The sequence below is a fragment of the Flavobacterium sp. genome, from assembly GCF_043780635.1.
GTDB lineage: Bacteria > Bacteroidota > Bacteroidia > Flavobacteriales > Flavobacteriaceae > Flavobacterium.
Map to the genome: position 1 here is coordinate 1 of NZ_JAYWCK010000039.1, position 19,834 is coordinate 19,834.

Annotated in this window: 22 protein-coding genes; 9 read left to right on the forward strand and 13 right to left on the reverse strand. The window is 33.3% G+C overall.

What is annotated here, in order from left to right:
• On the forward strand, positions 1-610 hold a 610-nt coding region (locus tag ACH2BV_RS03585; RefSeq protein ID WP_395049351.1), incomplete at its 5' end, for a M3 family metallopeptidase.
• A gap of 37 nt (positions 611-647) precedes the next feature.
• Here the strand turns inward: ACH2BV_RS03585 and ACH2BV_RS03590 are convergent.
• Positions 648-1,463, reverse strand: coding sequence for a hypothetical protein (locus ACH2BV_RS03590; RefSeq protein ID WP_395049352.1), 816 nt, complete (start codon positions 1,461-1,463; stop codon positions 648-650).
• Between the two features lie 135 nt (positions 1,464-1,598).
• Here ACH2BV_RS03590 and gcvP point away from each other — a divergent pair, with 135 nt between their 5' ends.
• The 7 genes from gcvP to ACH2BV_RS03625 all read left to right on the forward strand — a co-directional run bounded on the left by gcvP (position 1,599) and on the right by ACH2BV_RS03625 (position 9,140).
• Positions 1,599-4,448 carry an aminomethyl-transferring glycine dehydrogenase gene (gene gcvP, locus ACH2BV_RS03595; RefSeq protein ID WP_395049353.1) on the forward strand — a complete coding sequence of 950 codons (2,850 nt, stop codon included), beginning with the start codon at positions 1,599-1,601 and terminating at the stop codon, positions 4,446-4,448.
• Between the two features lie 52 nt (positions 4,449-4,500).
• Entirely contained in the window at positions 4,501-4,863 is a 363-nt protein-coding gene (locus ACH2BV_RS03600; protein WP_395049354.1) for a group III truncated hemoglobin, read from the forward strand.
• Between the two features lie 143 nt (positions 4,864-5,006).
• Complete coding sequence (locus ACH2BV_RS03605; protein ID WP_395049355.1) at positions 5,007-6,065, forward strand: 3-oxoacyl-ACP synthase III family protein; 1,059 nt, start codon at positions 5,007-5,009, stop codon at positions 6,063-6,065.
• Between the two features lie 118 nt (positions 6,066-6,183).
• On the forward strand, positions 6,184-6,708 hold the full coding sequence (locus ACH2BV_RS03610) for a methyltransferase (protein ID WP_395049356.1): 525 nt from the start codon (positions 6,184-6,186) through the stop codon (positions 6,706-6,708).
• Between the two features lie 10 nt (positions 6,709-6,718).
• Positions 6,719-7,567, forward strand: coding sequence for a glycosyltransferase family 2 protein (locus ACH2BV_RS03615; protein ID WP_395049357.1), 849 nt, complete (start codon positions 6,719-6,721; stop codon positions 7,565-7,567).
• A gap of 65 nt (positions 7,568-7,632) precedes the next feature.
• On the forward strand, positions 7,633-8,379 hold the full coding sequence (locus tag ACH2BV_RS03620) for an MlaE family ABC transporter permease (protein WP_395049358.1): 747 nt from the start codon (positions 7,633-7,635) through the stop codon (positions 8,377-8,379).
• A complete protein-coding gene (locus ACH2BV_RS03625) occupies positions 8,379-9,140 on the forward strand; it encodes an ABC transporter ATP-binding protein (RefSeq protein WP_395049359.1) in 762 nt (253 codons plus the stop codon). The genes ACH2BV_RS03620 and ACH2BV_RS03625 overlap by 1 nt, the downstream gene beginning before the upstream one ends.
• A gap of 12 nt (positions 9,141-9,152) precedes the next feature.
• Here ACH2BV_RS03625 and ACH2BV_RS03630 read toward each other — a convergent pair whose 3' ends face one another.
• From ACH2BV_RS03630 to ACH2BV_RS03680, 11 genes are all read right to left on the reverse strand, one after another.
• Positions 9,153-10,064, reverse strand: a complete 912-nt coding sequence (locus ACH2BV_RS03630) for an EamA family transporter (RefSeq protein ID WP_395049360.1) — start codon at positions 10,062-10,064, stop codon at positions 9,153-9,155.
• A 49-nt stretch (positions 10,065-10,113) separates the two neighbouring features.
• Positions 10,114-11,169, reverse strand: a complete 1,056-nt coding sequence (locus ACH2BV_RS03635; RefSeq protein ID WP_395049361.1) for a mannose-1-phosphate guanylyltransferase — start codon at positions 11,167-11,169, stop codon at positions 10,114-10,116.
• Between the two features lie 144 nt (positions 11,170-11,313).
• Positions 11,314-12,219 carry a DUF6268 family outer membrane beta-barrel protein gene (locus ACH2BV_RS03640; RefSeq protein WP_395049362.1) on the reverse strand — a complete coding sequence of 302 codons (906 nt, stop codon included), beginning with the start codon at positions 12,217-12,219 and terminating at the stop codon, positions 11,314-11,316.
• A 78-nt stretch (positions 12,220-12,297) separates the two neighbouring features.
• Positions 12,298-12,660 (reverse strand): hypothetical protein, encoded by a 363-nt coding sequence (locus ACH2BV_RS03645; RefSeq protein WP_395049363.1) that lies wholly within the window; start codon positions 12,658-12,660, stop codon positions 12,298-12,300.
• Between the two features lie 23 nt (positions 12,661-12,683).
• Complete coding sequence (locus tag ACH2BV_RS03650) at positions 12,684-13,538, reverse strand: SDR family NAD(P)-dependent oxidoreductase (protein WP_395049364.1); 855 nt, start codon at positions 13,536-13,538, stop codon at positions 12,684-12,686.
• On the reverse strand, positions 13,531-14,523 hold the full coding sequence (locus ACH2BV_RS03655) for an NAD-dependent epimerase/dehydratase family protein (protein WP_395049365.1): 993 nt from the start codon (positions 14,521-14,523) through the stop codon (positions 13,531-13,533). The genes ACH2BV_RS03650 and ACH2BV_RS03655 overlap by 8 nt, the downstream gene beginning before the upstream one ends.
• Positions 14,520-15,209 carry a CPBP family intramembrane glutamic endopeptidase gene (locus tag ACH2BV_RS03660; RefSeq protein WP_395049366.1) on the reverse strand — a complete coding sequence of 230 codons (690 nt, stop codon included), beginning with the start codon at positions 15,207-15,209 and terminating at the stop codon, positions 14,520-14,522. Before ACH2BV_RS03660 ends, ACH2BV_RS03655 begins: the two co-directional genes overlap by 4 nt.
• Positions 15,193-15,804, reverse strand: a complete 612-nt coding sequence (locus tag ACH2BV_RS03665) for a DUF6134 family protein (protein WP_395049367.1) — start codon at positions 15,802-15,804, stop codon at positions 15,193-15,195. The genes ACH2BV_RS03660 and ACH2BV_RS03665 overlap by 17 nt, the downstream gene beginning before the upstream one ends.
• Positions 15,805-16,029: 225 nt before the next feature.
• Complete coding sequence (locus ACH2BV_RS03670; protein ID WP_395049368.1) at positions 16,030-17,133, reverse strand: helix-turn-helix domain-containing protein; 1,104 nt, start codon at positions 17,131-17,133, stop codon at positions 16,030-16,032.
• A 59-nt stretch (positions 17,134-17,192) separates the two neighbouring features.
• Positions 17,193-17,792 (reverse strand): SprT-like domain-containing protein, encoded by a 600-nt coding sequence (locus ACH2BV_RS03675; RefSeq protein WP_395049369.1) that lies wholly within the window; start codon positions 17,790-17,792, stop codon positions 17,193-17,195.
• A gap of 5 nt (positions 17,793-17,797) precedes the next feature.
• Positions 17,798-18,475, reverse strand: coding sequence for an SDR family NAD(P)-dependent oxidoreductase (locus ACH2BV_RS03680; protein ID WP_395049370.1), 678 nt, complete (start codon positions 18,473-18,475; stop codon positions 17,798-17,800).
• Positions 18,476-18,608: 133 nt separating this feature from the next.
• Between ACH2BV_RS03680 and ACH2BV_RS03685 the strand changes: the two genes are divergently transcribed.
• The gene (locus ACH2BV_RS03685) at positions 18,609-19,184 is read left to right on the forward strand and encodes a GNAT family acetyltransferase (RefSeq protein WP_395049371.1); all 576 of its coding nucleotides are present in this window, start codon (positions 18,609-18,611) and stop codon (positions 19,182-19,184) included.
• Here ACH2BV_RS03685 and ACH2BV_RS03690 read toward each other — a convergent pair.
• On the reverse strand, positions 19,181-19,831 hold the full coding sequence (locus ACH2BV_RS03690; protein ID WP_395049372.1) for a hypothetical protein: 651 nt from the start codon (positions 19,829-19,831) through the stop codon (positions 19,181-19,183). The two genes, ACH2BV_RS03685 and ACH2BV_RS03690, sit on opposite strands and share 4 nt — an antisense overlap.
• Positions 19,832-19,834 lie beyond the last annotated feature (3 nt).

Consider the following 19,834-nt stretch of genomic DNA (forward strand, 5'->3'; position numbering starts at 1 on the left):
GCACGGAATGTTGGCCAACACAACGTATCCAAGTCTATCCGGAACTTCTGTATATTGGGATTTTGTAGAATTGCCAAGTCAGATTATGGAAAACTGGTGCTACGAGCCGGAAGCGTTGGCTTTGTTCGCTTATCATTATAAAACCGGAGAAATGATTCCGATGGAATTGGTACACAAAATCAAAGAAAGCGCTAGTTTTCAGGAAGGAATAGCAACAATGCGCCAATTGAGTTTTGGTTTATTGGATATGGGTTGGCACGGTCAAGACCCTTCGAATATTACAGATATTAAGGCCTTCGAATTAGAGCAATTTGCAGCCACACAATTATATCCTGATGTGAAAGAAAATGCAATGAGTACTGCTTTTTCTCATATTTTTCAAGGCGGTTACTCTTCTGGCTATTATAGCTACAAATGGGCAGAAGTTTTGGATGCTGATGCTTTTGAATATTTTCAGGAAAACGGAATTTTCAACAAGGAAGTTGCAAGAAAATTCAAGGATAACGTTCTTTCACAAGGAGGAACAGAACATCCAATGATTTTGTATAAACGCTTTAGAGGACAAGAGCCAAAACCCGAAGCGCTGTTGAAAAGAGCTGGATTGTTGTAGAATTTATGAAAACCGAAATAGAAGTGTTTCGGTTTTTTTATTGAATAAAAACCAACATCAACCACCACAATATCGGAATACTTTCGACCCAAAAAGAAGTGTAATATTTAGAGCTTTTTTCATTGGCAAAAAGTAGAAACAAAGAAATAATACTCACTAAAATCAGATTAACAATTAGCTGTTTTTGATCAAAATTAGTTTTCAAAAATTCTAAAAAATAAAACGGAATCAAAAGCAGTATTCCAGCAATTTTAGTCGGCCTCACTCCTATTTGTTGCGGAACGGTTTGCAAATAGGGATCATCATTCGCTAAATCAATGATTTCAAAAATCAAAATAAAAACAAAAATCAAAATAAAGCGTTGAATGCATTTTAGATAAAAATCAGAAGTAATATTAATTTCAGCGTTCAAAACAGGCAAAACGACAGTTACGCCAACCCAACATAAAGCCACAATATATATTTTTAGACCAGCCCAGTTTCGCGCATTTTCCCTATTTGGGAAAAAAGGAAGCGTATATAATAATGTCAAAATCAAAAAAGCAACAGAAACAATTTGAGTTATCCTTTGCAATTGAAAAAAATAAAACCCAACCGCTAGTAAAGACAAAAAACTTAGTATTGAAATTGCTTTTAGTTCGTTTCGCATTTGTGCTTTTTTTGCTCTAGCCAAAGCTTCATATTTCACAAAATTGTAGCCCACAATTGTGCCGAAAAAAGCAAAATAAGCCGTTGTTTCATCTTGGGAAACTTGAAACATTTGTTGAGTCATACAAACCAATGCATAACAAGACAAAGCCACGTGAATACTACCGTCAATATAAAAATTGAATATTTTCTTAAAAATCCTCATTGAACAAAAATAACAAAACTGTTAACAAGAACGTCTTTTGGTTGAAAAATTACTAAAAATCAATCCCTTATTCACCCTTTTTTCTGATAATAATCCATAAATTTGCGGCTCAAAAAACAACACTTTTATCACTACATGAAAACAGATGCTTTTGCTTTAAGACACATTGGGCCAAGAGAAAATGACCTTCAAATTATGTTGAAAACCATTGGAGTTGAATCAATGGAACAACTCATTTACGAAACTCTTCCTGATAATATTCGCTTAAAAACACCACTAAATTTAGACCCGGCAATGACTGAATATGAATATTCAAACCATATTTCGGAATTGGGTAATAAAAATAAAGTTTTCAAAACCTATATTGGTTTGGGATACAATCAAGCCATTGTTCCTGCCGTAATTCAAAGAAATATTTTTGAAAACCCAGGATGGTACACCGCTTACACACCTTATCAAGCCGAAATTGCACAAGGTCGTCTTGAAGCTATTTTGAATTTCCAAACTATGGTTATCGAATTAACCGGAATGGAAATCGCCAATGCCTCTTTACTCGACGAAGGAACTGCCGCTGCCGAAGCGATGGCGCTACTATTTGACGTTCGTTCTCGTGACCAAAAGAAAAACAACATCAATAAATTCTTCGTTTCCGAAGAAATTTTACCGCAAACATTGTCTGTTTTGCAAACTCGATCTAATCCAATTGGTGTGGAATTGGTAATTGGAAATCACGAAACATTTAATTTTTCAACTGAGTTTTTTGGAGCCATACTTCAATATCCGGGAAAATTTGGACAGGTTTACGATTATGCTGATTTTATTGCCAAAGCAAAATCAAACGAAATAAAAGTTGCAGTTGCAGCTGATCTTTTAAGCTTGACGAAACTAACTCCTCCAGGAGAAATGGGAGCTTCTGTCGTTCTTGGAACCACGCAACGTTTCGGGATTCCTTTAGGTTATGGCGGACCGCACGCTGCTTATTTTGCCACAAAAGACGAATATAAAAGAAGCATGCCGGGAAGGATTATAGGAGTTACTATTGACACTGATGGGAATCGTGCGCTACGAATGGCTTTGCAAACTCGCGAACAACACATCAAACGTGATAAAGCGACTTCAAATATTTGTACAGCACAAGTTTTACTTTCGGTTATGGCGGGAATGTATTCCGTTTATCACGGACCAAAAGGTTTGAAATATATTGCCAATAAAATTCATTCTTTGACAGCAACTTTGTCAAACGAAATAGAAAAATTAGGTTTACAACAAACCAATACTGCTTTCTTTGATACTATTGTTGTGAAAGCTGATGCCAAAAAAGTTCGTGTCATTGCAGAACAAAACGAAGTCAATTTCTATTATATCGACGAAAATACGGTGTCTATTTCATTGAACGAAACCACAAGCATTGCTGATTTGAATAAAATAGTTTCGATTTTCGCTTCTGCAAAAGGTACTCAGGCTACAGCAATTGAAGTATTATCTGAAACCAATCATTTTCCTTCTGTTTTAGAAAGAACTTCGACATTTTTACAACACGAAGTTTTCAATAAATACCATTCAGAAACAGCTTTGATGCGTTACATCAAAATGTTGGAACGTAAAGATTTATCTTTGAATCACTCGATGATTTCTCTTGGTTCTTGCACAATGAAGTTGAATGCCGCATCAGAAATGTTGCCATTAAGCAATGCCAATTGGAACAACATTCATCCATTTGCACCACTTGATCAAGCACAAGGCTATCAGGAAATGTTGCGAAAATTAGAACAGCAATTAAATGTAATTACTGGTTTTGCAGGAACTACTTTACAGCCTAATTCTGGCGCACAAGGAGAATATGCAGGACTTATGGTTATTCGTGCTTATCATCAATCTCGTGGCGATCATCATAGAAATGTAGCTCTTATTCCTTCATCTGCACACGGAACAAATCCCGCTTCGGCAGCGATGGCTGGAATGAAAGTTATTGTTACCAAAACTTTGGAAAACGGAAATATCGATGTGGAAGATTTACGTGAAAAAGCCATTCAACACAAAGACGATTTAGCTTGTTTGATGGTAACGTATCCGTCCACTCACGGTGTTTTTGAAAGCGCCATCAGGGAAATCACTCAGATCATCCACGATAACGGAGGACAAGTTTATATGGATGGTGCCAATATGAATGCACAAGTGGGTTTGACAAATCCTGCTACCATTGGAGCTGACGTTTGTCACCTGAACTTACATAAAACTTTCGCAATTCCTCACGGAGGTGGAGGACCAGGTGTTGGACCAATATGTGTGGCCAAACAATTAGTACCGTTTTTACCATCAAATCCAATAGTTGCAACAGGTGGAGATAACGCTATTACGGCTATTTCTGCAGCCCCTTGGGGTTCCGCTTTAGTTTGCTTGATTTCTTACGGCTACATTTCGATGTTAGGGGCAGAAGGTGTTACAGATGCCACAAAATATGCCATCTTAAACGCCAATTATATCAAGGAAAAATTAAACGGTCATTACGACACTTTATATTCTGGAGAAATGGGTCGTGCCGCTCACGAAATGATTTTGGAATGTCGCCCTTTCAAACAAAAAGGAATCGAAGTTACGGACATTGCAAAACGTTTGATGGATTATGGCTTCCATGCACCTACGGTTTCATTTCCTGTGGCCGGAACCTTGATGATTGAACCCACCGAAAGCGAAAACTTGGAAGAATTAGACCGTTTTTGCGATGCGATGATTTCCATCAGAAAAGAAATTGAAGCTGCTACATTGGAGGACAAAAACAATGTATTAAAAAATTCGCCCCATACTTTAGTGATGCTAACTGCCGATGTTTGGAATTTTCCATACAGCCGAGAACAAGCTGCTTTCCCATTGGATTATATTGCAGAAAACAAATTCTGGCCTACAGTTCGCAGAGCTGATGATGCTTATGGTGACCGAAACTTGGTTTGCAGTTGCGCTCCAATTGAAGCTTATATGGAAAACTAATATATAACTGAAATGTCTCGAGAAATCGGGACATTTTTTTTAAACAAACATAATGAGAGACATCCAAACCCGCGAAGATTTGCATTTATTGATGAGTGAATTCTATTTGAAATTGCTCGCCGACAGCAAAATCAGTTTCATATTTATTAAGGTGGCCAAAATAGATTTAGCTCCACATTTATTGGAGTTAGTTGATTTCTGGGAACAAATTCTTTTTGACACTGGAAACTACCGAAAAAATGTACTCCAAATTCATATGGATTTAAACCAAAAAACAAAACTTTCGGAGGAACATTTCGCAATTTGGCTCAACTATTTCAATATAACAATTGACGAAAACTTTGTCGGACAAGTAGCAGAAAATATGAAAACAAGAGCTTTGTCTATTGCAACAGTAATGAGAATAAAAATGTAGTTTTTTTGTTGTTTTTTTTAACAAATCATCAATATTTTACTCAAAAGCATACTATTATATAATTATATGCACGCATAGTAAATTTTATCTAATAATATCATTTTTTATCTTTAAATTAGCATAATATTATTTATTTATTTCCAATGAAAATTAAAATAACCGGAGTAGGGAGTTACATTCCCGAAATAAAAGTTGCCAATATTGATTTTGACAAACATGTGTTTTTGAATGACGATGGCAGTCCTTTTGGATACCCAAATGAAGTTGTAATCGGAAAATTTAAAAGCATTACAGGAATCGAACAAAGACGTTATGCTGCACCAGAACAATGTTCCTCTGATTTGGCTTTTTTGGCTTCACAAAAAGCAATTGAAAACGCAGGAATCGATCCCGAAACCATAGATTATATCATTTTCGCTCACAATTTTGGTGATGTTAAATATGGAACAAATCAATCCGATATGATTCCAAGTTTAGCCACACGCGTTAAACATAAATTGCAAATAAAAAATCCGAAATGCGTCGCTTACGATATCCTTTTTGGTTGTCCAGGATGGATAGAAGGCGTTCTTCAAGCCAATGCTTTTATCAAATCAGGAATGGCAAAACGCTGTTTAGTAATAGGTTCCGAAACACTTTCCAGAGTTGTTGATGATCACGATAGAGATTCTATGATTTATTCTGACGGTGCCGGCGCAACCATTATTGAAGCTTCAGACGATGAAACGGGGCTACTATCTTATGAAAGTGCCACTTTTGCTTATGACGAAGCAGGTTATTTGTTTTTTGGAAAATCATACAATCCAGATTTAGACCCAGATATTAAATACATAAAAATGTATGGGCGGAAAATTTATGAATTCGCATTAAGTCAAGTTCCTGCAGCAATGAAAAGCTGTCTTGACCAAAGCGGATTAGGTATTGACGACGTGAAAAAAATTCTCATTCATCAAGCCAACGAAAAAATGGATGAAGCCATCATTCATCGTTTTTACAAATTGTACGGCAAATCAGTCCCAAAAGACATTATGCCAATGAGTATTCACGAACTTGGAAACAGCAGTGTGGCGACCGTCCCTACCCTTTTCGATTTATTGATTAGAGGAAAAATCGAAAATCAGGAAATACATAAAGGAGATGTTATTATCTTTGCATCCGTTGGAGCAGGAATGAATGTCAACGCCTTTGTTTATAGATATTAAAAAATAAAAAGTTTAGAATTTAAGGTTTAAGGTTGTCACATTTGAGAACTTTAAACCTTAAACTTTATAACATAATTAAACTCAAGAACGAGAGATTGCTTCGTTCCTCGCAATGACTATGTACGAAAAAACATTTCCAAATAAGAGATTCAAACATACTTTAGAATTTTTTAAAAAACACATTTCCACAAACGAAATTATTTTTGATTTAGGCGTGGAAAATCCTTTTTCTAAAATTATGAAAGCCGAAGGTTTTCAAGTAATAAATACAACAGGAGAAGACTTAGACAACAATCAAACTGCATTGCAAAGCGAAAAATATACGGTTTTTACTGCTTTTGAAATCTTCGAACATTTATTAAATCCCTACACAATATTAAAAAATGTAAAATCTGACAAATTGCTTATTTCAATTCCATTGCGGTTGTGGTTTTCGCCAGCCTATCGTAGTAAAACCGATATGTGGGACAGACATTACCACGAATTTGAAGATTGGCAGTTAGACTGGCTTTTAGAAAAAACAGGTTGGAAAATCATCGACAGAGAAAAATTTACGCATCCTGTAAAGAAAATTGGATTCAGACCTTTATTGCGGTTTTTTACACCAAGATATTATATTGTATACGCTGAAAAGGTAAAATAGTCTTTAGTTTATGAAATATTATATTGTCATTCCAGCGCACAACGAAGAAGATTTCATTGCATTAACATTGCAATCCTTGATATCGCAAACATTACTGCCAAAAAAAGTAGTTGTTGTCAACGATAATTCTACTGATAAAACTGCCGAAATTGTTTTGGCTTTTGCCAAAGAAAACCCATTCATAACTTTAGTAAACAAAACGTCCGAGGCGATACATTTGCCGGGAAGTAAAGTCATTCAGGCTTTTCATAAAGGTTTTGAAACCTTGGACAATGATTATGATATTATTGTAAAATTGGATGCCGATTTAATTTTGCCCAATAATTATTTTGAACGCATTTCTTCTATTTTCGAACAAGATTCAAAAGTGGGAATGGCTGGTGGATTTGCCTACATCGAAAAAAATGGCAATTGGATTTTAGAAAACTTAACCGACAAGGATCATATTCGGGGAGCTTTTAAAGCCTATAGAAAAGCATTTTTTGAACAAATGGGGAACTTAAAACCAGCAATGGGTTGGGACACAGTTGATGAATTACTTTGTAAATTCTATAATTGGAAAGTTATTACCGATGATTCATTAATCGTAAAACACCTGAAACCAACTGGTGCAAACTACAATAAAACCGCTCGTTATAAACAAGGAGAGGCATTTTACACTTTGGGCTACGGATTTTTCATAACTACTATTGCTTCGGCAAAACTAGCGATGATGAAAAAGAAACCATTACTCTTTTTTGATTATATAAAAGGCTTTTTGAAAGCCAAATCCTCAAAAACTCCATATTTAGTTACAAATGAGCAGGCAAAATTTATCAGAAAGTATCGTTTGCAAAAAATGAAAAATAAAATTTTTTAGCGTTCCCTCCTTTAAAAAGCGGATAACTCACAACTTATAACTATTTTTGACAATATTTAAAAACTATGATGCTCATTCGCTATTTATCTCAGATAGGAAAATACTTTTTGATGTGGAAAGAAATTTTCAGCAAACAGACAAAATGGTCTGTAATGAGAGGCCTTATTTTCAAAGAAATAGATGATTTGATTATAGATTCACTTGGAATTGTGGCTTTTATTTCCTTTTTCGTAGGTGGCGTTGTGTCTATACAAACTGCACTAAACCTGAACAATCCGTTAATTCCAAAAAACCTTATTGGTTTTGCCACTAGGGAATCAGTAATATTAGAATTTGCACCAACCTTTATTTCCGTAATTATGGCGGGTAAAATGGGTTCCTTCATAACATCCAGCATTGGATCGATGCGTGTCACAGAACAAATTGATGCACTAGAAGTTATGGGTGTAAATTCATTGAATTATCTTGTGTTTCCAAAACTAATTGCCATTCTACTATATCCTTTTGTAATAGGAATTAGTATGTTTTTAGGCGTTTTTGGAGGATATATCGCTACAGTTTACGGAGGGTTTGGAACAAGTACTGATTTTATTGAGGGCGTCCAAATTAATTTTATTCCGTTTCACGTCACTTATGCCTTTATTAAAACTTTTATTTTTGGAATATTACTAGCTTCAATTCCTTCTTTCCACGGTTATTATATGAAAGGTGGTGCTCTTGAAGTGGGTAAAGCCAGTACCGTTGCGTTTGTTTGGACATCGGTTATGATTATTTTGATGAATTATATTCTAACTCAATTACTCTTAACCTAATGATAGAAATAAAAAACATAGAAAAATCATTTGGTGGTACCAAAATTCTTAAAGGGGTTTCCACTGTTTTCGAAACCGGAAAAACTAATTTAATCATTGGTCAAAGTGGTTCTGGGAAAACGGTTCTATTAAAATCATTACTTGGAATTTTTACGCCCGAAGTAGGAACTATTTCTTTTGACGGCAGAATTTACTCTGACCTTAGTTCGGATGAGAAGCGAGAATTGAGAACTGAAATCGGAATGCTTTTTCAAGGAAGTGCTTTATTTGACTCCATGACAGTATCAGAAAACGTGGGGTTTCCGTTAAGAATGTTTACCAATGATGACAAATATAAAATTCAGGATCGCGTTGATTTTGTTCTAAAAAGAGTAAATCTAATTGATACGCATCATAAATTACCTTCGGAAATTTCAGGTGGAATGCAAAAACGTGTTGCCATTGCTCGTGCCATCGTAAATAATCCTAAATATCTTTTTTGCGATGAACCCAATTCAGGTTTAGATCCAAACACGGCTACTTTGATTGATAATCTTATCAAGGAAATTACCGAAGAATATAATATTACCACAGTCATTAACACGCACGATATGAACTCCGTGATGGAAATTGGAGAAAACATTATCTTTTTAAAAGATGGATTAAAAGAGTGGGAAGGTACAAAAGAAGAAATTTTTAGGACAGATAATGAGGCTATTGTTGACTTTGTTTACTCCTCAAATTTATTCAAAAAAGTTAGAGAAGCATATCTCAGTGAATAATCACTTGCTTTTCTAATTAAATATTTTTTTACGATATTCTGACCAATTTATCAAAACAACACCTATTAGAATTATTAATAAAGCCAGTAATTGTTTTGTGTTTATAGTTTCTTTGGCAAACATCCAACCTAAAAAAATTGCAATAACCGGATTTATATAAACATAAGTCCCAACTTGTATTAATGACCGTTTGGTAATCAACCAAACATAAGCTCCATAAGCCAAAATACCAAAAACACCCAGATAAATAGTGCTTAACCAAGACATCAAAGAAACATTTCTAAAATGAAAATCTTCCGTTTCATATGCAAAATAGGAAATCATCAAGCAAACAATCGCAGCGGAAATAAATTGCAATGCAACGTTCATCATAGTAGGTAAAGATGTAGGATAGTATCTCGAAAACAAGGAACCTAAACCCCATAATATTCCACCAATTATTATCACACAAATACCCAACACAAAATGGGTCGAAACCATTGAATTATTCCCTCCAAAAAGAATAAAAATTCCTGAAAATCCTATGATTAATCCTAAAAGCGAACTTATGTTGGAAAAATTTTCTTTCCATTTTGGATAATCCAAAACTAAAAACCAAAAGGGCAAACTACAAACCAAAATAGAGGCAATTCCTGTGGGAACATACTGCTCAGCCCACATTATTGAACCTGTACCGCCAACAAGCATAAGTGATCCGTATATTGCGTTTTTTAAAATATCTTGTTGTTTTGGCAGTTGTAAATTGCCTTGTTTTTTAAGCAAAATAAGCAATAACAATCCTGATATTACAAAACGAAATCCCATCAACATAAATGGAGGAATGGTTTTTAGTCCTAAAAAAATAAAGTAATAGGTGCTTCCCCATACAATGTAAATAGATGCAAAAGCTAAATAAATAAAAAGTTGGTTTTCTTTTTTAGGCACTGATTTTCTTATTGAATTTGGGTTTTGAGTTACAGCAAATGACTAAAAATTATTTTAAGCCATTTACTATCCCCTTTATTTCCTGTTCTTTGCTTTTTGGGTAAATCAACAAAACATTGTCTTTATCTACAATGATATAATCTTCAAGTCCATCAATGATTACCAATTTATCTTTAGATGTACTGATAATATTACTCGAAGCATTTTTTAATAAAACAGTTGCGTTTACCACTGCATTGTTGTTTTCATCTTTATCCAATTTTTCGTGCAAAGAGCCCCAAGTCCCTAAGTCGTTCCAATCGAAAGTTGCAGGAAGTACATATACATTTTTGGCGCTTTCCATTACAGCATAATCAATAGAAACATTTTCGGCCAAAGCATAATTTTCTTCAATAAAAGATTTCTCTTCAGCTGTGTTGTAGCTTTCCATTCCTTTTTGAAATAAAGCATTCATTTGCGGCTGAAATTTTTCGAAAGCTTCAGTTATCGATTTTACACTCCATATAAAAATTCCGCCATTCCAAAGAAAATTGCCGCTTTTTAAGAAAGATTTGGCTGTTTCGTAATCTGGTTTTTCACGAAATTGCGAAACTTTTTTTATTGGATTATTATCTTTTTTATCAAATTCTATATAACCAAAACCCGTATTAGGGAATGTAGGTTGAATTCCGAGAGTCATCAAGGCGTTTTCTTTGGCACAAAAATCAAAACATTGTTGTAAGTTTTCTGTAAAAGCATTTTCATCTTCAATCCAGTGATCGCTTGGCGCAACCACCATAACGGCATCTGGGTTTTGTTTTTGAATTTTAAGAGAAGCATATAAAATGCAGGGAGCAGTATTCCGCATTGCAGGTTCAAGCAAAACTTGCTCTTGCTTAACCATAGGTAACTGTTCTAAAACTATTGAGTTGTATTTCTCGTTGGTTAAAATCAGAATGTTTTCAACCGGAATCAATTTCGATAATCTGCTAAACGTTTTCTGGATTAAAGTTTCACCTGCGCCAAGCATATCGTGAAACTGTTTTGGGAATTCAGTTGTGCTTACTGGCCAAAACCTTGATCCAACACCGCCAGCCATTAATATTGCGTAATAATTTTTGTTCATAGTAGTTGCGAGAATTAAGCATTCTCATTTTTTATTATTACACAAAAATAGTAAATCATTTGGTGGAAAACAGAAAATAAAAATAGTGGTTTAGATATTTTAATTAAGAACCTGCAATCACTTAACCTTTTTAATTATCGTTTCTTACTTAGAAGCAATGTCAAATCGATATATAGCTTCAATCTTAATGAAAGGACTGCTTGATAAATTAGTGTTTAATTGCGTTCTGTTATCTCCAAATTTGAATAGAGTAGTTGCAAAAGCTATTTTTTGGTCAATGGGATAAACTTCAAAACTATTAGTAGAGAGTCCCAATTTTATGCGAATAAGTACATTTTTATTGAGTGAATTATTTTGCAGGTAAGAAGAAAATTCCAAGGAATTATTTTCGGCGTAAGAGGAACGTACACTATCAGTTGTGAGTTTGAAACTTTTCCCTCGAGCAACAAAATCAGTTCCTATTTTTGTTTTATTAGTTAAACTATAATTCAAATCGGCATTGTTAGGCAAATACAAATTCATTTCAAAACGAGAGCTTGGACTCATATAATAAAGCCCGATTAAAGGAGAGATAAATAAACCAAAAGCTTCATTGCTTGCATAAAGTCCAAATTTATAGCTTAAGTTTTTGCTTTTTTTGTATTTCAAAACTGCCACTCCTCCAATATAAAAATCTTCCATACTTAAATTTATATAATCCGAAGATATTTTGGGAAGAAGCAAATAAGTTCCACTCCAACGCTCAGAATGAGTTATATTAATTCCTGCTTTTATCCGCGTTAAATATAGATTGTTGTCGTTTACATCAGGGAATAACTGCAAGGTATTATTACTAAAATCTAAACCTGAAATAATCGCATATTTTTCATTCAACTTAATTGGTAAGGTAAGATCGGCATCTAAATTTGTAATTGTTGTAGTCTGGTAATTATTTTCATAGCCAGTTGCAGCAGATTTTCCATAATTGATGGAAAATAAATCTACATATTGCTGCGAAATGCATAAATTCGAGAGTAATAAAAACAATATGAATAGTAGTGTTTTTAACATAGTGTAAATATAATTACAATTAAAGTCTTGGGCATAATTAGTTTCTAAAATAATTATGCCCAAGTATTTGTCAGCCGGTTAAAAAGCTCCTCCAAGCGACTCTGTTCCAGGAAAAATTTCTATCGTTGAAGCAGACCACATTAATCCTCCTATTGCCATTAGAGATAAAATTAACCCCGTGGTTTTCAGGGCAGATATTTTTCTTTCTTTTATTTCTTTAATTTCTGGTAAAAGGATTATTCTTTCGTTTTTGTCAACGACAACCGTTATTGAGCTGTCACTAACTGTTCTTAGTTTTGCTTTAATAAATTTGTCGTCTTGCCTAATTTTATAGGTCCCTCCTAGTTTTAAAGGTGTTTCGTTTAAATCTAATGTTTTGTAAGTAGTGCAACTTTGCAACAAGAACAAGATTGCTAGCAAATAAAGGATTGAGTTTTTCATAATTATGGTTGTTTAAAAATTAATCAATTTGTTGTTTCCAGTAATCTATTAAAGACAGTGTTATTTATGGTTTCATTTCCAATGTTGTATGACTTAAACTTATTCACATGATTATTGGCAATCATTTTAATTAAGAATGAGGGCACCAATTTATCTATTATCAGAAATAGTTTGTTCATACGCCCAGGAATAATAATTTCCTTTCGATTTAATAACCCTTTTATAGCTATTGGAGCGACATCTTCGGGATCCATTATTGATTGACGCGCTAGCCAATTATTAGCCTTATTTGTCTTTATTATTGTTGGATTTGTGTTCATTCCACCTGGGCATACTACACTCACATTTATACCCTTTGAACTCAATTCTCCACGGAGACTTTTCGAAAAAGAATACACATAGGATTTAGTAGCACCATACACTTGTTTTTTTGCCAGATAAAAGAAGCAGCTAAGGCTTCCTACGTTTAAAATATGAGAAGGCTTATTAGTTTCCAACATTCTAAGAAACAAACTAGTAAGTAAGGTAGTTGTTACAACATTTAATTTTACTTGCTTTTGGTAGAAATCGATACTTCCTTCACCAAAAAACATAGTGCTGCTAATTCCAACATTATTAATAAGCATATTAACAGAAAGGTTTAGCTCTTCTACTTGTTTATAAAGCATTACACAATTCTCTTCAATTGAAAGGTCTTTTTCTATCGCAATTACATCAATCGCGTATTTTTGGATTAAAGTCTCGGCTAGAAATTGAAGTTTAGGGTCAGGCAACGCCACTAGAATTAAGTTCATTTTTCTGGACGCACATTCAGTTGCCAATGCTCTCCCAAATCCTTCACTGGCGCCGGTTATCAAAGTGTATAAATTTTTAGACATGATATTGATTTTTTAAAAAGTGAATAGTTTGTTGAAGTCCTTCTCTCAAAGGAGTGATTTTATATCCTAAATTGTCGATAGCTTTCTCACTGCTGAAAATTTTATTGCAGTAAATTTGCCTTATACTATTTTCTGTTATTAATGGTTCTTTATTAGTAATTTTAAATTTTATCCATTGCATTATGGCAAAAATTTTCATAATGATTTTAGGAATTTCAATAAGTTTACCCTTCTTTTCTGATAAAGTACCTATCGTTTGAAAAAGCGTCTCAAAAGAAATATTTTCTCCTCCAAGTATATAATTTTCACCTGCTTTACCTTTAGACATCGCAAGTCTGTGACCCTCAACTACATCATCAATTAAGCAGTAATTAGCGACTAGTTTGCTTGGCTTAGGAATAAAAGTAAATTCACCATTAATAAATTTATTTATAATCGTGTTTACAGAGATTGTTTTAGTTTCAAAACCGCTTGGCCCAAATACCTTTGATGGAGAAACAATCACTGTTTGCAATCCTTTATTATTATATTCCTTCACCAGGTTTTCAGCTTGGTATTTTGTGGCATCATAATCATTATCAAGTGGAGTGATTCGAGTGTCGTTTTCACACATCGGCTCTTGTATGGTTGCACCAATGACACTGCAACTACTGGTATATACAAATCTATTAACACCTGTTTCAAGAGCTAAATCCAATAGATTTCGAGTTCCTTCAACATTTACTTTGTAAAAAAGGGAAGCATCCTTGTCAAACGCTTTTACTAATGCAGCTGTATGATAAACTTGTTCGCATCCATCAATAGCTTCTGTTATGGAGGATTTATCTGTGATGTCGCCAAAAAACACACTGATGTTTTTATGCTGAGGGATATTCTGAGAATTAGGATTTCGTACCAAAATATGTACCTCATCATTGCGCTCGGCCAAGCTAAGAGCAAGCCGATATCCTAAATATCCTGTTGCGCCTGTTACTAAAATTTTCATGATTTTGCAGTTTTAGAGTTAATTAAATTTAATCGGTAAATATTAATTTCATATGCCAGTGAAAAACCCATATGAAGCATTATCGCTGCTAAAGCGGAGTTAAATATTATGCTAAAAAAACAAACTAAAAGACCGAATGGAATACAAGCTAAAGCTTCATTTTTGCCATTAAAGATGTGTAGAAAAACATAAACAGTAACATTTATAAAAATAGCTAAAGGGATTCCAAACCTATGAATACATCCGAAAAGCAAAAATCCTCTGAACCATAATTCATAAGAAAACAGGAATAAAGCCCTAACAATAAAATAGGAATTGAAAAATTTTGATGATAATCGAGCAAAGCTTTCAGAAGAACTTTGGCTTTTTTCGTAAGCTTTTCTACTTTGTTCAAAAGCTATTGTTATAATTAAAATTAAAACGAAAAAGAATAGTACTATAATAAAACTTACTGGTATTTTAATTTCAGTTAAAACTTTAAATATTGATTGTTTCAAAAAAATTACGGGAACGAGTCCTAGCCATATTGCCCCAATAATATGAGCATTAATTAGACCTTTTGGTTTTTTAGTAAAAACCCCATCATCATTGATTAATCTATGGATTCCTTTGATTTTACACATCCAGCTAAATCCAAAAAATAACACATAACTGATGACATATAGTAAACTATTTGTTGCTTGCATAACTATTGATTAAAGGGTTAAGAATTATTTCAGCTGAGTAAAAAGTGTGCATAATTTTTATTTTAGTGCAAACACCTTCTTTATAATAATAGCAATTAGAATTGCCATTTGGGAACTTTACTCTGTACCCACCATCGTTTGTTCTTGTAACTTTGACAAAGCATTGCTGATTTTCGGAATACAAAGTTTGAGAATCTATTGGCTCCTGAAAATACAGACATAATAAATTTGAACTTATAATGCCAAAGGAAAGTTTTCCCTTTTCGCCGTTTTCTAATACTTCATATTCATTACCCGTAAGTTTAGCTTGTTTGTCCAAATTAACATAGCCATTAGTTTTTCTAATTTGGGAAGAATAAATCAGTTTTCCTCCTTCAAAAGTTGACGATTCTTTTACAAAAACCGTCACAGGAAAAACAATTTTTGTTTTAATTTCTGAAACCAAAAGCAAATCTGTTTTATTCCCAGTTGTGGTTTTTTCTAATCTTAACCAACCTATCGAATCACCGTTTCTTATTATTCTATAGTTAAGTTGGAGATATTGTGCATTTGAAAACATTGGAAAAATCGACATAACTAGTATGAGAAATCCCATTAGAAAGCTGTGGAAATTGACTTTTTGAAATTTACTTGTTTTGAAATTTGTCTTTAGCCAACTAGGATTGCTGTACTTTTTTAAAAAAGTATAAAGGATAAATAGTAACATAATTTCAAGTTTTAAATTAATACTCAAAATTAGAAACACAGCTAAAAAGGAATATCCAAGTTTATCCAAATTATAAAAATCTGGACAAGTTGTATAAATTAGGACAGTAGGATTTTATTGTCCCTTAAACTCTGAAGGAGTAACATTAGTGAATTTTTTGAAAGCAGAATAAAAGGTTGATTTGGAATTAAAACCACATTCAAGCCCTATGGCGACTATTGTATAAGCAGAGTAATCAGATTTTATTAGATATCTTTTTGCTTTCTCAACACGCAAAAGATTAATGTAATCAGGAAAATTGTATCCACTTTCCTGATTAATTAAATGAGATAATTTACTGGTACTAATTCCCATTTCAGACGATAATCTATCTAAGCTAAAAGCTGGATCAAGAAACCTTTTGTTTTTCTTTATGTAATTCTTAATAATTTGGAACTTATTCTCTTCTGATTCTTTTCCATTTGAAGCATTGTTTATTATTTTTTCTTCGGCTTCTATTTCTTTTCTTAATTGTATTCTTTCTACCATCAAGGAATAATTATAAAAACCTTGATAACTTATCCAATACAAAAGTGCTGTACTGCTTAAACGCAACGGATAATAGATAAAAACCTGTGGATTTAATGTTTTGTCTAAATTCAACAATATGGCGCAAATCCACATAAGTATGACAAAACTGCCAAAAAACATAAAATTTTTAAGCCATTTAACATTATCAAAAGTCAAAACTTGTTGGTATAAATCTGAATAATTAAAAAGTATGACAATTGCACTTATAAAGAGAAATATAGAATAGGAAGCGTTTACAATTTCTTCTATTTGTGCATATTCTGCAATAAAAAAATTGTTTTCATTATGAAAGAAATAAGGGGTTATCGCAATTCTTATAGCTATTTCGAATATAAATAAAGAAATAGAAACATAAACAAAGGAGGATTTCTTCCTTTCAATCTTTAGATAATAAATTAAAAATGTATAAAAAGACGGAAATATTAGTACATACCAAGGAATTTGTAATCTATGAATAAAAAAATTGGTGTTCGTAAAAATATTTTCAAGGGATAAAGCCTGAAGATTATTGAGCATTATAAATAAAACTACTAAATTTAAATAAATAATAGATTTATCTTTTCTGTTTTTAGAAAATTGTGTTGCAACTATAAAAATAATTCCAAGTAAAACTCCTGATATCATTAAAAAATCGAATATGTCCTTCATCACAAATCTTTATATTAATAGATTTATACTTTCAATTTTTTGAGTTGTTATTTAGGTTTTCAACTCGGCAATAATTCCACTTCAGCATTTGGATTAAAAAGATAGGTTCTCCCTGAACTTATTTCAATACATTCAAACCGTTTTGTTCTTAAGGAGCCTTTTTTAAAAATTTTCCCGTTTCGAATTCTGAAAATACTTCCAAAGGGAATTTCAAAGATATGGTTTTTATCGTTTTCTTCATCAAACTGTTTGAGTGCCAATGCTAAAGTGGCGTCAGTATCACTACTTGCGGTAGGATTTTTGAAATGTCGTGCCAATAAAGGCAATAAATGATGCGGAAAAATCTCTGGGCGAATAAACGGAATCATCAAACGTTGAAAGGAATGCTTCCATTCTCCTCCGTGTGGTTTAATGTTGCGTCCAAATTTTTCGAACGCCACCAAATGTGAAATTTCGTGAACCAGCGTAATCAAAAACTTGTACTTATTCAAACTGGCATTGACCGTTATTTCGTGTTTCCCGCTCATTCCTTTTCTATAATCACCGTGTCTGGTTACTCGCTCATTTACGATTTTGAGATGCACTTGATTAACCACAATCAATTCGAAAACTGGTTTCACAGCGTGTTCTGGAAGGTATTTTGATAAAGTTTCGCTCAAATTAATTAAGGATTAGTAGATGAAACTTGCAACACTTTGCCATTGTAATATTTATTCCCGTTCAAGGCAAAATCAAAAATATAATCGGACATTTCTTTTGCAGTAATTGGCGCTTCATAACCCGGAAAAGCCTCTTGAAGCATCTCTGTTTGGACTGCGCCAAGCGCCAAAACATTAAATGCAATTCCTTTTTCTTTATACTCTTCGGCGAGTAATTCTGACAAGGTAATGATCGCTCCTTTACTGGAACTGTATGCTGCAAGACCCGCAAATTTAAGACTTCCTTGAATTCCTCCCATAGAACTTATGGTAACCACGTGAGAACCTTTTTGTAAATAAGGCAAGCAAGCACGAGTCAAATTGGCCACGCCAAAAACATTTACTTTATAGATGCTTTCAAAATCTTCTTGAGAAGTTTCAGAGAAAGGTTTCAATAATAAACTTCCAGCATTATGAATGATGATATCTACTGTTGCCCAAGAATGAGAGAGGAAAGCTTCTACTTTATGCATTTCACTTTCATCTGATAAATCTACTGAAAGACAAGTGATGTTTTGGTTTTCAATAAGTATTTGAGGAGTTTTTCTAGAGATTGCCAAGACATTATTACCGGCTTTGGCAAACTGCAAAGCCAACTCATAGCCAATTCCTCTTGAAGTTCCTGTAATAATAATATTTTTCATCTAGCGAAAATAAGCAAAAACTTTAAAAAAAGCACTGTTTAAGACAAGTGATTCTTCTACTATATAATTTTGATTCCTGTTTTTTTCCTAATTTTGTGCGGGAATTAACCAACTTTAGAATTCTTTAAAAATAATGGAAAACATACAACTTGAAGTAGCTAAATTAATTGATATTGAAGGCATTTTGGACTTGCAGAAACTATATCTCGTTTCTAATTTGACCGAAGAAGAAAAGAAATCCGGTTTTGTCACCACTCCCTTTTCAGTCGAACAATTGACTTGCGTCATCAATAATAAAGGTTTATTTATCGCCAAAGACAACAATAAAATAATCGCTTATATTTTTGCCGAAAGTTGGGATTTCTTTAGTCAATATCCCATTTTTGAACATATGATTAGCCTGTTTCCAAAACTTGAATTTTTAGATTTCGAAATAAATTCAATAACCAGTTTTCAGTATGGACCGATTTGCATCGACAAAAAATACAGAGGAAAAGGATTGATTAATTTGCTGTTTGAATTTATGCGAATACACGTTGTGAAAAAATATCCTTTGAGTTTGACTTTCATTAACAAAACCAATATCCCATCTCTAAAAGCACACACGGAAAAGCTAAAATGGGCCATTATTGCTGATTTTGAATTCAACAATAATAACTATTACATTTTGGCTTATGATATGAATATACCCACTTTGGCTATAGCCTAATTCTTTTTCAAGCGATAATATTTTTTGTAAACTTTATAAACTTGAAAACCGGCCAGCGCTAAAAAGAATAGCGGAATTAGAACTGGTATTATCCATTTTGAATAATCCAGTATCTTTTGAGATAATGAATCTAACAAAACGATTACCGCCAGCATCCCAAAAAAAGTCCCGGTCAAAGTCCCTAGAATATAATAAAATTTTAGTTTTCGGTCTAAAGAAATAGATTTAGCATTCAATAAATATAAATTCCAACCCATCCAAAATGGTATTTGAAGAAAATTCAATCCACACAAAACCATCCCGATAAGAAAGGGAGAATATCGGGCATAATCTTCCAAATAATTATTGCCTTCTACTGTTTGATTGGAATTTGCGTAAAATAAATAGGCTATCAACAAAAGGAAAAACACGGCAAAAAAATCAATGAACTTCATTAATTTTTTATTTTCTACCAATTGCTTTGCGAAAATAACGGTGAAATAAATCACAATGGCCTCGACAACAATTACCCCTAATAAATAAAAAACCAGGCGATTTATTCCCAATTTTGATAAAATTTCAACGCCAATAATATTTAAATAACCAAGAGGCAACGAACCGACAAAGCTCACTAAAAATCCAATTGTTATGTTTTTTAATGCTTTCATCAA

Coding starts and splice junctions, on each gene's coding strand:
- ACH2BV_RS03600 (WP_395049354.1), top strand. CDS start 4,501: ATGAGAGACATCCAAACCCGCGAAGATTTGCATTTATTGATGAGTGAA.
- ACH2BV_RS03650 (WP_395049364.1), bottom strand. CDS start 13,538: ATGTCTAAAAATTTATACACTTTGATAACCGGCGCCAGTGAAGGATTT.
- ACH2BV_RS03620 (WP_395049358.1), top strand. CDS start 7,633: ATGATGCTCATTCGCTATTTATCTCAGATAGGAAAATACTTTTTGATG.
- ACH2BV_RS03670 (WP_395049368.1), bottom strand. CDS start 17,133: ATGAAGGACATATTCGATTTTTTAATGATATCAGGAGTTTTACTTGGA.
- ACH2BV_RS03640 (WP_395049362.1), bottom strand. CDS start 12,219: ATGTTAAAAACACTACTATTCATATTGTTTTTATTACTCTCGAATTTA.
- ACH2BV_RS03680 (WP_395049370.1), bottom strand. CDS start 18,475: ATGAAAAATATTATTATTACAGGAACTTCAAGAGGAATTGGCTATGAG.
- ACH2BV_RS03660 (WP_395049366.1), bottom strand. CDS start 15,209: ATGCAAGCAACAAATAGTTTACTATATGTCATCAGTTATGTGTTATTT.
- ACH2BV_RS03690 (WP_395049372.1), bottom strand. CDS start 19,831: ATGAAAGCATTAAAAAACATAACAATTGGATTTTTAGTGAGCTTTGTC.
- ACH2BV_RS03655 (WP_395049365.1), bottom strand. CDS start 14,523: ATGAAAATTTTAGTAACAGGCGCAACAGGATATTTAGGATATCGGCTT.
- ACH2BV_RS03645 (WP_395049363.1), bottom strand. CDS start 12,660: ATGAAAAACTCAATCCTTTATTTGCTAGCAATCTTGTTCTTGTTGCAA.
- ACH2BV_RS03610 (WP_395049356.1), top strand. CDS start 6,184: ATGTACGAAAAAACATTTCCAAATAAGAGATTCAAACATACTTTAGAA.
- ACH2BV_RS03625 (WP_395049359.1), top strand. CDS start 8,379: ATGATAGAAATAAAAAACATAGAAAAATCATTTGGTGGTACCAAAATT.
- ACH2BV_RS03590 (WP_395049352.1), bottom strand. CDS start 1,463: ATGAGGATTTTTAAGAAAATATTCAATTTTTATATTGACGGTAGTATT.
- ACH2BV_RS03665 (WP_395049367.1), bottom strand. CDS start 15,804: ATGGGATTTCTCATACTAGTTATGTCGATTTTTCCAATGTTTTCAAAT.
- ACH2BV_RS03605 (WP_395049355.1), top strand. CDS start 5,007: ATGAAAATTAAAATAACCGGAGTAGGGAGTTACATTCCCGAAATAAAA.
- gcvP (WP_395049353.1), top strand. CDS start 1,599: ATGAAAACAGATGCTTTTGCTTTAAGACACATTGGGCCAAGAGAAAAT.
- ACH2BV_RS03635 (WP_395049361.1), bottom strand. CDS start 11,169: ATGAACAAAAATTATTACGCAATATTAATGGCTGGCGGTGTTGGATCA.
- ACH2BV_RS03685 (WP_395049371.1), top strand. CDS start 18,609: ATGGAAAACATACAACTTGAAGTAGCTAAATTAATTGATATTGAAGGC.
- ACH2BV_RS03615 (WP_395049357.1), top strand. CDS start 6,719: ATGAAATATTATATTGTCATTCCAGCGCACAACGAAGAAGATTTCATT.